The organism is Brevibacterium sp. MGP-B1, assembly GCF_057766545.1.
In genome coordinates, this window is the sequence record NZ_CM173407.1 from 2,506,081 (window position 1) to 2,518,239 (window position 12,159).

The window sequence follows — 12,159 nt, forward strand, 5'->3', positions numbered from 1 at the left end:
GCATGGCCAAACATGCGGCACCACGACCGCAGTACCGCTGGTGGATCCCCGCCACGGTGGGTGCCATCGCCGTGGCACTCGTGCTCATGATTCTCGTCATCGACCGAGGCGGCGAGGACGAGTCGACGCCCACGGCAGGTGGTGCCGGTTCTGAATCCGAGGTCGTCGTCACCGAGGTCGCCGACCCCGAGCAGTCCGACCTCGGCGATGTCGACTCCGGCGAAGAATCGGATCCGATGTCCGACGGTCCCGCCGACGCACCCGTCACTCTCGTCGTCTTCTCCGACTACCAGTGCCCCTACTGCGCCGCCTGGTCGCAGGACACGCTGCCGACAATGCTCGACTACGTCGACTCCGGGGACCTGCGCATCGAATGGCGCGAGGTCAATGTGTTCGGCTCCGCGTCAGAGCAGGCTGCGAAGGCCGCCTATGCCGCGGCTCTGCAGGACAAACACTGGGAATTCCACAACGCCCTGTTCTCAGACGGCAAGCCCCGCTCCCCCGATGAGCTCACACCCGAAGCCCTGACCACGGTGGCCGAAGAGATCGGCCTCGACACCGACCGATTCACCACGGATATGAATTCCCAGGAAACCGCCGAGGCGGTGGCGGACAATGCCGCCATGGGCACCGACCTCGGTGCGTTCTCCACCCCGACGTTCATCCTCGATGGGCAGCCGTACGTCGGCGCTCAGCCCACGGACGTCTTCGTCGATGCCGTCGAGACGGCGAAGAAAGGACAGAACTGATGGACATCAGCTTGATCAGCGCCTTCATCGGCGGAGTCCTCGCTCTGCTCAGCCCCTGCGCCGCACTCCTGCTGCCGGCCTTCTTCGGCTCCACCGTCGGTGCGGGTTCGCGCCTGATCCTCCACGGCCTCATCTTCTATGTGGGCATGCTGCTCGTGCTCATCCCCTTGGGCATGGGCGCCGGCACGCTCGGGGCCCTGTTCACCTCCCACCGCGGCGCGATCGTCCTCGTCGCCTCGGTCATCCTCATCGTCTTGGGCATCGTCCAGTTCTTCGGCTTCGGCTTCGACCCGGCCAAGGTGCTGCCGGGAGCCGACGCCGCCCGGCAGCGCTCCGCGCGGGCGACCGGGTGGACGAAGACCTTCCTCCTCGGCGCCACGAGCGGGATCGCCGGAGTCTGTGCCGGGCCCATCCTCGGCGCGGTGCTCACTCTGGCCGCGACCAAGGGCAGCTTCGTTCTCGGCGGCATCATGCTCGCCGTCTACGGTGCCGGGATGGTCGTGCCGCTGTTCATCATCGCGGCGCTGTGGACCCGTGTGGGCGCCCGGACCCGGTCGGTCCTGCGCGGAGGCTCGGTCTCGCTCTTCGGTCGCAGGCTGCCCATCATGTCGATGGTCACCGGTGTCCTGATGATCGCCGTCGGCATCGTGTTCTGGACGACGAACGGTCTTGTCTCGGCGCCGTCGCTGGTGCCCACAACCACTCTGGCCCATGCTCAGGAATGGGTGAGCTCGTGGTCCTCGACGACGACCGACATCATCGTCGTCTGCGCGCTGGCGGTGCTCGCGATCGCCCTGTGGTTCCGCCATGAGCGTCGCCGCGCCCGGCGAGCCGCTGCCGCAGACCAGGGCGCGGCCTCCGATCGGGGCACCGCAGCTTCCGCTCAGGGTGGCATGGCATCCGACCAGGGCGGTGCAGCCTCGGCTGCGGAGTCGGTGAATCCATCGCTGTCGCCGAGGGCGAAGCACTGAATCATGCGCACCCGCAGACTCGTCTCCACCCTCACCGCACCGCTCATCAGCGTCGTCGTCCTCGCAGCCTGCTCCCAGGCCCCCGACGACTTCGACCGGACGCCGAAACAGGTCACGACGGACCTCAATGCCGTCGACGCCTCCGATCTGCAGCTGCCGCTGATCATCGAGCCGCTCGAACTCGTCGAGCCCGGATGGGATCTGCCGCCTAAGCACCTCGGTGAGGTCTTCCTCTCTGCGAGCGCCGGCGACGAGACCCTCGACTTCTCCGCCGTCGACATCCACGGCTCCACATTGTGGCAGGCCAAACGGCCGAGTGGATGCACCGAATTCACCGTCAGCGTCGATGCCGACGGCAGCCCGCTGGCCGTGCTCACCGATTCCGACTCGTCGACCGACTGCGACGAGGACGTCACCGCGAGCGCCTTCGACCTCGAGACCGGCGAGCAGGAGTGGGGACCCGTCGACGTGCCCGGACCGATGCGCGGACCGGGCACGGTCTTCGCCGCCGAGGACGCCGAGCCCACCGAGGCTCTCGCCCTCGATCCGGCCACCGGCGAGGCGGTGCAGGACGGATCCTCTGAGGTGCGCCGCCTCGGCGAGTATCGGGGCACGATACTGAGCACCGACGGCGAGAAGCTGCGCGCCAGCGGTGAGCAGCCCTGGGAGCTGTCGCTGCCGGACAACGGCTGGAACGCCGAGGAGCTGCGCGCCGTCCCCGAGGCGGGCCCGGGATCGGACGTCATCGCCCTCGACGCCGGAGACGGAGTCGGCCCGGTGCTCGACCGGGAGACCGGCGAGCTGCTCGATGACGACGCCCGCGGAGTCGCCCAAGATGCGAACACCGGAGCCATCGTCACACTCGGCAAGCAGGGGCTGACGGTCATCGACGACACCGGCAAGAACGAACTGCCGGTCTCGGTGCCGCAGTCGGTCGAGCTCGAAGCTGCCGTCGGGGGTCTGATCTATCTGCGCGAGGGCGGAACACTGCGCGTCCACAATGCCGCGACCGGCAGCCTTGCCCGCGGCTACCCGGCCGACGGTTCAGGTGTGGTCGCCGTGCCGGGAACGTTCACACCCGAGGGCCTGGGCATAGTGCAAGCAGGCGATCGGACACTTCTGGCCACCGACCGCGTTGCCGAGGGGTCGGAGACGCCCTAGGTGTCGTCGGCAAGCCACCGGGCCGCGTCGTCTGCCTTTTGGTTGCCTGCGATAATGGAGTCATGAATGAGCAGCCAGACCTCAGCTCGGGTGAACTGAGCGTTCGGCCGTCACGCGGACCAGACGACTTTGCGCCCCTCGTCGCCATCTGGCGAAGCGCGGTCGACGCGACTCACGAATTCCTCGCCGAGTCGGACCGCGATGAGATCGAATCCCGACTGGAGTCTGACTATTTCCCCGCTGTTTCACTCACTGTCGCAGAGCTGAATGGTCGACCGGTGGGATTCGCCGGCGTCCTCGACGGAAACCTGGAGATGCTGTTCATCGACGCGAAGCAACGCGGCACCGGTATCGGCTCGAGGCTTCTCAGCCACGCAATCAACGACCACGGCGTCACGAACGTCGACGTGAATGAACAGAATCGGCAAGCCGTGGAGTTCTACACTCGTCGCGGTTTCCAGGTTCTCCGTCGCAGCGAAACCGACGAGGCCGGACGTCCATACCCATTGCTGCATCTGCAACTGACCTGATTCGCACGGCCCGGGACGCTGCATTCCTCCCCCTGTACCGGCGAATGGTCGCTGACGACGGGTGGTGTTCAGCGCCCGGCATCCCCGCTGGGTGTCACCGGCCGCCTCGAGAGTTCACGCGGATGAGCACGAGGGCGAGCAGCGTGCACAGCAGATAGGTGGCGCCTACGGCGATCCAGCCGAGTTCGAACCCGCCGGGCGAGCCGACGATGACACCCATGAGCAGCGGCCCGAGCGCGAAGCCGAAGAACATTCCGGCCGTCACCATCCCGCTGGCCGAGGCCATCGAAGCAGCGGGAATAGCCCGCATGAGTGCGGCCATGAGCACCACGGAGACGCCGAGAGCGGAGATGCCGTGGAAGGCCACGGCGACCCAGACGAGCAGAGCCCACCCAGCCGCGTCGGCAAGGAGGAACAGCACCGCTCCGGCCAGGGCGATGAGTGCGAGGACCAAGAGCAGGTGGGGGCCCGAGGCGCCTTTGGCCATGCGCCTGGCCCAAGTGACGCGGGCGATGACGCCGATGACGCCGGCCAGTGCGGCCGTGGCGCCGCCGAGGACGAGGCTGAAGCCCATCTCGCGCACGGCGAAGAGGGGCATGTACACGTTCGTCGCCTGCACGCCGATGCCGTTGATCAGCCCGAACAGCGCCAGGGCCCACACCATGCCGGGGTGCCTGGCCGGACGGGTGGGTGACGGTCCTTCGGGGCGGGCCGCCTCGGCGGGAGTGTCGGTCTCTTTGTTGGGAGCGTTGGCGCCGGCCTCCTCGGTCGAGGTGTCGATGTCGACCTTCGACGGCGCACTGGGCAGCAGCGGGGTGGTGCGCAGGGAACGCCAGGTGATGGTAAGGAGGATGAGCGGGATGACGGCGACGGTCAGGGCTGCGCCGCGCCAGCCGATGCCGAGCGCGAGGACGGGGAAGGCGAGGCTGGCGACGAGCTGGCTGACCTGGACTCCGGACTGTTTGATGCCGACCCAGCCGATGCGTTTGATGTCGGGGACGCGTTCGAGCAGGATCCGGTTGGTCACCCCGTTGGGGAAGGACTGGGCGATGCCGGACAGGCCGGCGGCGAGCAGCAGCATCCAGAACCCGTCCGGCACGGCCACGAGCACGAGGGCGAGGGTGGCGAGGACGAAGATGAACGCCATGAGCGAGAGGTCGGAGTGCCTGTCGGCGAGCCTTCCCAGGGTGGCGCTGCCGACGGCTGCGGCTCCGAAGCAGGTGGTGGCCAGCAGTCCGAAGTGGGCTTCGGAGATGCCGAGCTCGGCGATGATCGAATCGCTCGTGGCACTGAGCCCGTAGAGCAGGATCGGTCCCGCCGCCACGGCGCCGAGGAGGACACTCAGCAGACCGATGCCAGGGGGCTTCTGATCCGGTTTCCGGCCGTGGTCGGCCATGGCTCACCTCCTGTCGCCGGCATGCTTCAAGTCAGCATGCTAGCCGGAGGCCGACAACGGGTGCTGCGGTGTCTCAGGTACAGTGACGCAACTGCCGTGACACAGTGCTGCGAGGGCAGAACGGGTGCGGGTCTTGCTCAGCCTTTCGACCGGCGCACCGAAGACCGGTAAGCCAGGGCGATGTCGATGGCGAGGATGCCGGCACCGCCGACGAAGACGGCGAGCGCCACCGCGACTGGGTGCGGTTCATTCCATGCCAGCAGCCCGCACAGTACGGAAGCGAAGATGACGATGAGGGCCCCGGCGCGGAGGCGCCTGATCAGGTTCGTCTTCTCATCTGAGTTCTCAACGGCCTGCAGCGTGTAGGTCATCGTCACTCCATCTTGTTGTCGGCATCGCCGCGAGGTGCGGTCGGAATGCGCCGGGGTCTGTCAGTCGTGCCCATTCCGTTCGCACCGGACAGGCACCGAGAGCAAGATTAGCCTGCGAGTGCGGGCTCGGATTGCCACATGAAGAAATTGTTGAATGTTTCAGAATTTTCACAAAAGCCGTACTACCGCGACCGGCTGGGCCGGTTGGCTGTCGGCCTCTGTCGAGAGGCCGGGCGATTGTTATGGCCGTGTTACCGAATTGCTGAGGGTTCGGGGATCAGCGCCGGGACAGGTCGGGGTGCGGGACGATCCGGTAGACCCAGAGGCAGCTGACGAGCAGCCAGGCGAATCCGGCGACGACGGCCAACCACAGCAGACCTACCCCGATCGGAGAGGCAGACAGCGCGGCCCCGGCGAGGAACGCGACGACCACGACAACGCCGAGGATGCGTGACAGTGCGGCGCGGCCGCGCTCGCCGCGACGGACGAAGGTGCCGGCCAGGATGAGTGCCGCAACGGTCAGGCCGATGAACTGGGCGGCGCCCATGTCCAGGTGCAGGATCCCACCGGCGGTGGCGGTCGCCTCGGCGCCGGGAGGGAAATCTGCAACGGGATCGGGGCGGAATACCCCGGCGAGCACGAGCGCGGCGCCGGCGATGATGACGGCGATGCCGGTGCCGCTTGACCGGTCGGTGGGCGCGCGCAGCAGTCCCCACCCGGCGACGATGACCATGATGCCGGTGAGGACGAAGTTGAGGATCTGGAGCCAGCCGCCCTCACCGAGGCTGAGCAGACTGAGCGAGTGACGGGGCAGGTCGAATCCGTCCCTGGTCAGGGCAAGAATGAGGCCGAACACGATGTAGAAGGGACCCGCGACGACGCCCCACCCGAGCATAGATCGGGTGACTGCGGCACGGACGTCGAGACCATCTGACATACTATTACGATAAACGAAATATCTTGAAACCGAAAGAGTTTGCTGCGTGCGGGTCTGGACTAGATGTGGGTCTGGCGATGGCGGCGCACTTCTTCCCTGCCGAAGACTGAGAGGATGTGGACATGAGCGATCCCGTTCCCGAGGTCCCCGAGATCAACTCGGGTGACTCCCCGATGTGGCGCGTCCTCGACCGCTATCGGGAGCTCGAACTCCAGCTGGCGATCTTCGGCCAGCACCTCAGTGCGCGGCTGGGGATGCGCCCCATCGATCTGCAGTGCTTCAACCTCATCCATCGTCACGAGGCTGTGACGACCGGTGAGCTCGCGCGGATGCTCGCGCTGCCGCCGGCGACGACGACGGGCATCATCGATCGGCTCGTGCAGCAGGGTTGGGTGGTCCGCGAGCGCTCGGAGACCGACCGGCGCACCGTCGTCGTCCGCGTTGATCCGACTCGTCTGCCCGAGCTGTTCTCACAGTTGGCCCCTTTGGGCGAAGAACTCGGCGCCGGGTTGACCGGGCTCGACGACGCAACCTTGGAGACGATAGCCGGGTTCCTCGATCACGCTGCCGAGGCGACCCGCCGCGCGACCGGGAGCCCGGAGTAGCCGTCGCCGGTCGGCTGAGTCACTCGACGAATCGTCCACGGTCGACCGACAGTGCCGCCTTGAGTGTTTTGGCCGCATCGTCGGCCAGGATCTCGTTCACCCCATCTTCGAATTGGTCGAGGGCCGCGGCGACGAGCTTGTCTGGCCGGTTCTTCGGGACGTCGATTCCTGCCATCATGTCGGTGTCGGTGCTGCCAAGCAGCAGTGAGCTGACCTGAATGCCAGCTCCAGCCATTTCCTCTCGCAGCCCGTTCGACATCGCCCAGTTCGCTGCCTTGGATGCTCCGTAGGAGCTCGAGTGCTCGAAGCCCAGCCAGGCCATGACAGAGGAGACGTTGAGAAAGGCACCTCGGCCGCGGTCCCGCATGCCGGGCGCGAAGGCGCGGACCATGCGCAGGGCACCGAAATAGTTGACCTCGATCTCTCGCCTGATGTCGCTCAGTTCTCCGTCGATGAGGCGGGCAAAGGACGAGAATCCCGCGTTGTTGATGACGATGTCTGCTTGACCGACCGTCCGTGCCGCGTCGGCGACCTGCTGACCGTCGGTGACGTCGAGACGAATAGCTTCGGCTCCTGGCAGGTCGACGAGCTCCGGACGGCGCGCTGCCGCATAGACCCTTTCTGCACCGCGCTCGAGCAGCTGCGCGGCGAACTGCTTGCCCAGTCCGCGGTTGGCTCCGGTGACGATGACGACACTGTTCTTGATCTTCATAGCTGCACTTCCTTTTGCATCTCCCACCGATTCAGGCGGGTGTTTCGATGCTAAAATCTGACGTGGACGTCAGCTTCAAGGCAAAGAGACACATGTCACAGAATCCGCAGTCGTCGGCGCTGTTGTCGATCGGAGAGACCGCACGTCGCGCCAGCAGCAGTCCGCGCGCCCTCCGCTACTACGAGGAGCAGGGCCTCCTGGCGCCCACGCGCACCGAGGGTGGTCAGCGCCGCTATCAGGCTGACGCTGTCGAGCGGATCATTCTCTATCGCAGGCTCATCGACGCCGGCCTCGGCACTTAGGTGATTCGAGAGCTTCTGCCGTGCATGAATGGTTCAGCGTCTTCTGACACCGTGGCGACGCTGCAGCGCGAACACAAGAAGCTGCTGGCACAGGCCAGGGAGCTCGAAGCGACCGCGGGCAGGCTGGAAAGCATCCTCGAATCACTCTGAGTTCTCGTCAGCCGATCGTGACCGCACGCTTCTCGGACGGCGGGCTTCAGGAGGACGCAGTGTCCGTCACAGCGTTGAGCGCCGTATCGACGTCGAACTCGTCGTTGAAGAGGTGGAATCCGAAGCGCATATTTCCTCCGGCCCGCGAGTACCTGACTCCGGCCGCGTCGAGTCGGTCGGTGGCACCGGGCCAGGACCGGTCAACGATCCCGAGGTCGATCGACACGATCGCCGAGTTCGACTCTGCAAGGCCGAGCCCGGTTCTGAAACGGTTGGCCAAGGCGAGGTCGTGAGTGTGGATCTGATCGACGCCGACGTCGAGCAGCAACTCGAGCGCTGGAGCCGTACCGACCCACGAGTGCCAGGCCGGTGAGATGTCGAAGGCGCGGGCACCGTCGTCCAGATGCATCGGCATCCCGTAGCTGGCTGCTCCCCCGGCTGCGAACCACCCCGCCGCCAGAGGCTTGAGTCGGTCGAAGTACTGCGCACGTTCTGGGTGGGATTCGTCGGCGGCAGCCAACTTCGACGGCATCGTGAGGAACGCTGTCCCGCGCGGGGCGCACAGCCATTTGTAGGCGGCGACGGCGAGGAAGTCGACGTCGGCGGCGTTGAGCGGCAGCCATCCGGCCGCCTGAGTGCCGTCGAGGACGGTGAGCGCTCCGACTTCGCGTGCGGCGCGGGTGATCGCGGGGATGTCGGCGACCTCGCCGGTCGCGGACTGTGCGGCGGAGAAGGACACGAGCGTCGTGGACTCGGCGACCGCCTCGGCGAGGGTGTTCAACGGCGCGGTGCGGACCCGCACCCCACGGTCGGCGTGGACGGCGAACGGGTAGACCCCGGAGGCGAACTCGATGTCGGGGATGAGGACCTCCGCGCCGTCGGGCAGCGCCGCGGCGATCGGGGCGAGCAACTGGGATACGGCGGCCCCGGTGGCCACTTGAGCTGCGGGAACACCGACGAGGCGGCCGAAGAGTTCGCGGCTGTTGTCGACCGATTCCGCCCACCGCGGCCAGGGCACGCTGCCGGCCCGCCACTCGTCGAGGGATCGTTGCAGCGCATCCCATCCGCGCCGAGGCGGCGGACCGTAGGAGCAGGAGTCGAGGAAGGCCGTCTGCACGTCCCATTCGGTGCGGGCCTGCGCGATGGTCAGACAAGAGGTGGAGCCGGTGGGATCGTCATTGATGTCCATGCCAGCGAATCTAGCACCGGAACCGCGGGGCCACCTCGGCGAACTCAGGCCACGCGCTCGGGATACGAGTACGCGTTGAACTTGCCCTTGCGGTTGAAGCCGATCACGCTCACGCCGACGTCCTTGCCGTAGTCGACGGCCATCGCCGAGGGGGCGCTGACGGCGGACATCATCGGGATTCCGGCCATGGCGCATTTCTGGACGAGTTCGAACGATGCCCGCGCGGACACCTGCAGAACGGTCGATCGCAGCGGCAGGCCACGGTTCGCCATGGCCCAGCCGATGACCTTGTCGACAGCATTGTGCCGGCCGACGTCCTCGCGACCGACGAGCAGTTCAGGTTCTGCGTTCGGGTCGTCTCCGACGGCGAAGAGCGCAGCGGCATGGACTCCGCCGGTCTTGTCGAAGATCTCCTGTGTCTGCCGCAGTCGATCGGGCAGCTCACCGATCCGGGCGGCTGAGAGCAGCTGCGGAAACTCGTACTCCCCCTGGTCCTCGACATGAAAGGCGGCGGGGATGAGCGGGAATGCGGAGGTCTTCGTCACCGCATCGGCGGCCGCGGTTCCGCAGATTCCACACGACGATGAGGTGTAGACGTTGCGTGCAGGCGCCGTCTCGGGATTCCAGATCCCAGGAGCCAGACGCACTTGGGCGACGTTGTAGTTCCGGCTGCCATCGGGGGCGAGTCCGGCGGAGAAGTTCACCTCTTCGATATCGTCCATCGAGGTCACGACTGCCTCGGAGAGCAGATAACCAGCGATGAGTTCGACGTCGTGTCCGGCGGTGCGCATGGTCACGGTGTACTGCTCACCGTTGAGCTGGATCTCCAGCGGCTCCTCGCCTGCCAGGGAATCCGGACCGGCCGAGATCTCACCAGTGGCGTCGAACTTATAGACCCGGGCTCGCACGGCCTTACGCATCTGCATGGTCTAGTTCTCCCCTCTCAGACCCGGGGGCCGTGGTCGGTGGTGTCCTCGACGGACGTCTGAATGTGCTCGAGGAGGTCGTCGATGACGGTGATTCCGTCCTTGACCCCGCCCTTCGAACCAGGGAAGTTGATGACGAAGCTGCGTCCCCGCACTCCCGCGACTCCGCGGCTCATTACCGCCGAGGAGGTCGACTCGAGACCCTTGCGCCACATCGCATAGATGAGGCCCGGGGACTGGCGTTCGAGGAGTTCGGCAGTGAATTCAGGAGTGCGATCGTCGGGAGCGAGCCCGGTGCCACCGCTGGTGACGATGACGCGAGGACGGTCGGCTTCCGGAGTGTCGATGAGGAGTTGCTTGAGTGCGTCGCCGACGGGTTCTCCGTCGCGGACAACGATGGCATCGGGAGTCTCATAACCGCGGCCGCGCAGCCAATCGACGAGGATCGGACCCGTCGTGTCTGCGGCCTCTCCCCTGGCCGCCGAGGTGGAAGCGATGATGACCGCAGCTTTGCGTCCCGCCCCGAGGAGTTCGCCGTTCTCTTCGCTCACCTATTTGTCCTCTTCCCAATCAGTTTCAATCGCGCCCGTAGGCAGCACATCTGGTACGTGCGCCTGCTCGCGATCCCTGCGCTCACCCACGAGGCACGGTCTTTGCCACCATTGTCCCACTCCGATCGGGGATGGCCAGAGACGGCACGACCCCGGGGCTCGGGAAGAGAAGGCAATTCAAGGGCGAATTGTCGAGGGCTGCTCTCACCGCTTTGCCTCGTTGGCGGTTGTTGCCAGCGTATTGCCATGTTCGGCACATACCGTGTGATTGCAATTTCAACCAATCTTGGAGATCACCGTGTACGCAACGACCGGACTGCCGACCTTTGCCCGCGACATCATCACTCTCATTGCCCGGATCGGCCTCGGCGCGATCTTCATCGCCCACGGGTGGCAGAAGTTCAATGAGTGGACCATCGCCGGAACGAGCGATTCGTTTGCGCAGATGGGAGTGCCGATGGCCGATATCGCGGCCCCGGTCGCGACCTTTGTCGAACTCATCGGCGGAGCACTGCTCATCCTCGGCGCACTTACTCCCATCGTCGGATTCCTGCTGGCTGCCAACGTCATCGGTGCCCTGATCATCGTCCACCTCACCCCGACCCCGTTCGTCGATCAGGGAGGCTGGGAGCTCGTCGCCTCCCTGGCCGCCGGCGCCCTGCTGATCGCAGCCTCAGGCCCGGGCCGCCTGAGCGTCGACCGCCTCCTCTTCGCCGGCAAAGCAGGCAAGGGACGTAAGCGCTCGAGCGCATCTCGCGCCGTGGCCGCTGACGTCTGAGAAGCCGTTCAGGACTCTTCGCCTAAGCAAAACCGTGGTCACCATCGGATACCTCCCCTCGCCGGCAAGCATCCGATGGTGACCACTGTTTGCATTGCCGGCGCGCGCGACGAACCTGCGGCGGCTCCTGGCATCCAGAGACGCAGTCATAGGTGGGTGAAATGGTCACAGAAGACTCAGGGGAGCGTGACCATTTCACCCACCCAGCGCAACCACCTCACCCCCATGGCCGGGCACCTTCTTCTAGAGCCGCACTCCCCGGCTTGCGCAGCGCAGGTAATGTGAGGACGAATCGCGTTGACTACGACGTCAGCGGCCACTATGCAGTCAGGAGAAGGAGAAGCGGTGGAAGATCTGAGCCTGAGCACGCTCATCTGGCTGCGCATGGCCCGCTTCGTCCAGAACAGCAACCAGCTCTCCAATGAGCACCTGCGCCGATTCGGGCTCACCGTCGCTCAGTTCGAAGCTCTTGCCCATATCCGCAATTTCGAACCGATCACACAGTCCGCTCTCGCCGAAGGACTGACCGTCAGCAGCGGCGGGATTTCCCGCATGCTCGCCCGACTCGAGTCCGAGGGCCTGATCTCTCGCGAACAGGACTGGAAGACCAAACACATCTCGCTGGCACCCAAGGGCCGCGAGGTCCTTGAACGCGCTTTCCCGTCCCAGCTCGAGCAGCAGTCCTCGCTTTTCGATGACGCCCTGACCGAGGACGAGAAGGTGCAGCTGCACGCACTGATGAAGAAGCTCTACGACACCAGCCGGAAGCGCGGCGAGAACCCGCGGGAATAATCCCACCCCCGTCTCAGTTGACATGGCAAATGACATTTT

At 65.8% G+C, this 12,159-nt stretch carries 15 protein-coding genes; 8 read left to right on the plus strand and 7 right to left on the minus strand.

What is annotated here, in order from left to right:
- The first annotated feature begins 2 nt into the window (after nucleotides 1-2).
- The 4 genes from AC3CD9_RS11430 (at nucleotide 3) to AC3CD9_RS11445 (ending at nucleotide 3,411) form a co-directional block, all read left to right on the plus strand.
- Nucleotides 3-749, plus strand: a complete 747-nt coding sequence (locus tag AC3CD9_RS11430; RefSeq protein ID WP_488363978.1) for a DsbA family protein — start codon at nucleotides 3-5, stop codon at nucleotides 747-749.
- Nucleotides 749-1,720, plus strand: coding sequence for a cytochrome c biogenesis CcdA family protein (locus AC3CD9_RS11435; protein ID WP_488363979.1), 972 nt, complete (start codon nucleotides 749-751; stop codon nucleotides 1,718-1,720). The genes AC3CD9_RS11430 and AC3CD9_RS11435 overlap by 1 nt, the downstream gene beginning before the upstream one ends.
- 3 nt (nucleotides 1,721-1,723) lie before the next feature.
- Complete coding sequence (locus AC3CD9_RS11440) at nucleotides 1,724-2,881, plus strand: hypothetical protein (protein WP_488363980.1); 1,158 nt, start codon at nucleotides 1,724-1,726, stop codon at nucleotides 2,879-2,881.
- A 62-nt stretch (nucleotides 2,882-2,943) separates the two neighbouring features.
- Nucleotides 2,944-3,411 carry an acetyltransferase gene (locus AC3CD9_RS11445; protein WP_488363981.1) on the plus strand — a complete coding sequence of 156 codons (468 nt, stop codon included), beginning with the start codon at nucleotides 2,944-2,946 and terminating at the stop codon, nucleotides 3,409-3,411.
- 94 nt (nucleotides 3,412-3,505) lie between these two features.
- Here the strand turns inward: AC3CD9_RS11445 and AC3CD9_RS11450 are convergent, their stop codons facing one another.
- The 3 genes from AC3CD9_RS11450 to AC3CD9_RS11460 all read right to left on the minus strand — a co-directional run bounded on the left by AC3CD9_RS11450 (nucleotide 3,506) and on the right by AC3CD9_RS11460 (nucleotide 6,115).
- The gene (locus AC3CD9_RS11450; protein ID WP_488363982.1) at nucleotides 3,506-4,807 is read right to left on the minus strand and encodes an MFS transporter; all 1,302 of its coding nucleotides are present in this window, start codon (nucleotides 4,805-4,807) and stop codon (nucleotides 3,506-3,508) included.
- Nucleotides 4,808-4,944: 137 nt separating this feature from the next.
- Nucleotides 4,945-5,178 carry a hypothetical protein gene (locus tag AC3CD9_RS11455; RefSeq protein WP_488363983.1) on the minus strand — a complete coding sequence of 78 codons (234 nt, stop codon included), beginning with the start codon at nucleotides 5,176-5,178 and terminating at the stop codon, nucleotides 4,945-4,947.
- A gap of 277 nt (nucleotides 5,179-5,455) precedes the next feature.
- The gene (locus AC3CD9_RS11460) at nucleotides 5,456-6,115 is read right to left on the minus strand and encodes a DUF998 domain-containing protein (RefSeq protein ID WP_488363984.1); all 660 of its coding nucleotides are present in this window, start codon (nucleotides 6,113-6,115) and stop codon (nucleotides 5,456-5,458) included.
- A 122-nt stretch (nucleotides 6,116-6,237) separates the two neighbouring features.
- Here AC3CD9_RS11460 and AC3CD9_RS11465 point away from each other — a divergent pair, with 122 nt between their 5' ends.
- On the plus strand, nucleotides 6,238-6,720 hold the full coding sequence (locus tag AC3CD9_RS11465) for a MarR family winged helix-turn-helix transcriptional regulator (protein WP_488363985.1): 483 nt from the start codon (nucleotides 6,238-6,240) through the stop codon (nucleotides 6,718-6,720).
- Between the two features lie 19 nt (nucleotides 6,721-6,739).
- Here AC3CD9_RS11465 and AC3CD9_RS11470 read toward each other — a convergent pair whose 3' ends face one another.
- Nucleotides 6,740-7,432 carry an SDR family oxidoreductase gene (locus tag AC3CD9_RS11470; protein WP_139908863.1) on the minus strand — a complete coding sequence of 231 codons (693 nt, stop codon included), beginning with the start codon at nucleotides 7,430-7,432 and terminating at the stop codon, nucleotides 6,740-6,742.
- Nucleotides 7,433-7,524: 92 nt separating this feature from the next.
- Between AC3CD9_RS11470 and AC3CD9_RS11475 the strand changes: the two genes are divergently transcribed.
- The gene (locus AC3CD9_RS11475) at nucleotides 7,525-7,734 is read left to right on the plus strand and encodes a MerR family transcriptional regulator (RefSeq protein WP_488363986.1); all 210 of its coding nucleotides are present in this window, start codon (nucleotides 7,525-7,527) and stop codon (nucleotides 7,732-7,734) included.
- A gap of 196 nt (nucleotides 7,735-7,930) precedes the next feature.
- Here AC3CD9_RS11475 and AC3CD9_RS11480 read toward each other — a convergent pair whose 3' ends face one another.
- Genes AC3CD9_RS11480 through AC3CD9_RS11490 form a run of 3 tightly spaced genes read right to left on the minus strand, consistent with a single transcriptional unit; the run spans nucleotide 7,931 to nucleotide 10,550 of the window.
- Complete coding sequence (locus tag AC3CD9_RS11480; RefSeq protein WP_488363987.1) at nucleotides 7,931-9,073, minus strand: aminotransferase class V-fold PLP-dependent enzyme; 1,143 nt, start codon at nucleotides 9,071-9,073, stop codon at nucleotides 7,931-7,933.
- 44 nt (nucleotides 9,074-9,117) lie between these two features.
- Nucleotides 9,118-9,999, minus strand: coding sequence for a formate dehydrogenase accessory sulfurtransferase FdhD (gene fdhD, locus AC3CD9_RS11485; RefSeq protein WP_488363988.1), 882 nt, complete (start codon nucleotides 9,997-9,999; stop codon nucleotides 9,118-9,120).
- Between the two features lie 17 nt (nucleotides 10,000-10,016).
- Nucleotides 10,017-10,550 carry a MogA/MoaB family molybdenum cofactor biosynthesis protein gene (locus AC3CD9_RS11490; RefSeq protein ID WP_139908867.1) on the minus strand — a complete coding sequence of 178 codons (534 nt, stop codon included), beginning with the start codon at nucleotides 10,548-10,550 and terminating at the stop codon, nucleotides 10,017-10,019.
- Between the two features lie 298 nt (nucleotides 10,551-10,848).
- Here AC3CD9_RS11490 and AC3CD9_RS11495 point away from each other — a divergent pair, with 298 nt between their 5' ends.
- Nucleotides 10,849-11,328, plus strand: a complete 480-nt coding sequence (locus tag AC3CD9_RS11495; protein WP_488363989.1) for a DoxX family protein — start codon at nucleotides 10,849-10,851, stop codon at nucleotides 11,326-11,328.
- A 345-nt stretch (nucleotides 11,329-11,673) separates the two neighbouring features.
- Nucleotides 11,674-12,120 (plus strand): MarR family winged helix-turn-helix transcriptional regulator, encoded by a 447-nt coding sequence (locus AC3CD9_RS11500; protein ID WP_488363990.1) that lies wholly within the window; start codon nucleotides 11,674-11,676, stop codon nucleotides 12,118-12,120.
- Nucleotides 12,121-12,159: the final 39 nt, after the last annotated feature.

Excerpts from the sequence above, each read along its gene's own strand:
- AC3CD9_RS11440 (WP_488363980.1), top strand. The coding sequence starts at position 1,724 with ATGCGCACCCGCAGACTCGTCTCCACCCTCACCGCACCGCTCATCAGC.
- fdhD (WP_488363988.1), bottom strand. The coding sequence starts at position 9,999 with ATGCAGATGCGTAAGGCCGTGCGAGCCCGGGTCTATAAGTTCGACGCC.
- AC3CD9_RS11455 (WP_488363983.1), bottom strand. The coding sequence starts at position 5,178 with ATGACCTACACGCTGCAGGCCGTTGAGAACTCAGATGAGAAGACGAAC.
- AC3CD9_RS11470 (WP_139908863.1), bottom strand. The coding sequence starts at position 7,432 with ATGAAGATCAAGAACAGTGTCGTCATCGTCACCGGAGCCAACCGCGGA.
- AC3CD9_RS11430 (WP_488363978.1), top strand. The coding sequence starts at position 3 with ATGGCCAAACATGCGGCACCACGACCGCAGTACCGCTGGTGGATCCCC.
- AC3CD9_RS11445 (WP_488363981.1), top strand. The coding sequence starts at position 2,944 with ATGAATGAGCAGCCAGACCTCAGCTCGGGTGAACTGAGCGTTCGGCCG.
- AC3CD9_RS11465 (WP_488363985.1), top strand. The coding sequence starts at position 6,238 with ATGAGCGATCCCGTTCCCGAGGTCCCCGAGATCAACTCGGGTGACTCC.
- AC3CD9_RS11460 (WP_488363984.1), bottom strand. The coding sequence starts at position 6,115 with ATGTCAGATGGTCTCGACGTCCGTGCCGCAGTCACCCGATCTATGCTC.
- AC3CD9_RS11480 (WP_488363987.1), bottom strand. The coding sequence starts at position 9,073 with ATGGACATCAATGACGATCCCACCGGCTCCACCTCTTGTCTGACCATC.
- AC3CD9_RS11475 (WP_488363986.1), top strand. The coding sequence starts at position 7,525 with ATGTCACAGAATCCGCAGTCGTCGGCGCTGTTGTCGATCGGAGAGACC.
- AC3CD9_RS11450 (WP_488363982.1), bottom strand. The coding sequence starts at position 4,807 with ATGGCCGACCACGGCCGGAAACCGGATCAGAAGCCCCCTGGCATCGGT.
- AC3CD9_RS11435 (WP_488363979.1), top strand. The coding sequence starts at position 749 with ATGGACATCAGCTTGATCAGCGCCTTCATCGGCGGAGTCCTCGCTCTG.